Genomic DNA, 489 nt, shown 5'->3' with positions numbered 1-489 from the left:
CACGGAGGCGCCGGCTCGTGGCACCTAACCACTCATTCGAGGCGGACGGCTTTGCCGCCGCTCAATTCCAGCGTTAGGCCACTCATGGACGTGAATTTACCAGCCGCAGAAAGAATCTGGATCGGTGTTGCTCCTGACGGCACCGAGCATCAAGTTCACATCAGCGTTGGTGTGCCTACCCAGCAACCTGGTGGCGAGTGGACGGCTCCCGTAAGCCTGGGCGCAGTAGAGGCACGCGTTTACAAAATAGCCGGCATTGATGCATGGCAGGCTGTTACGCTTGCCATGCAATTCGCTGCGACCCGAATCGGTGATTTCGCAGAAGATGGCTGGCAGTTCTTCTGGGAGCGGGGCGGATCGCCAGCAAAGCCTTCGGATCTAGCAGGTGGCCTGCGAGAGCCCTAACAATTCATGTATGGACTCCCCCTGCAAGTAACCGAGTACATACTCGTTGGCAAAACGGTGCGGTTGCGTTCGTGTATGCGGCTT

Annotated in this window: 1 protein-coding gene; it reads left to right on the top strand. The window is 57.9% G+C overall.

Annotated features, from left to right (window positions below):
* The coding region (locus BTJ49_RS15870; RefSeq protein WP_206098448.1) for a hypothetical protein at positions 1 to 405 on the top strand (405 nt) is incomplete at its 5' end.
* Positions 406 to 489: the final 84 nt, after the last annotated feature.

Source organism: Oleiagrimonas sp. MCCC 1A03011 (assembly GCF_003267965.1).
GTDB lineage: Bacteria > Pseudomonadota > Gammaproteobacteria > Xanthomonadales > Rhodanobacteraceae > Oleiagrimonas > Oleiagrimonas citrea.
The sequence above is the reverse complement of the archived record's forward strand: the minus strand, read 5'-3'. Positions and strand labels throughout refer to the sequence as shown.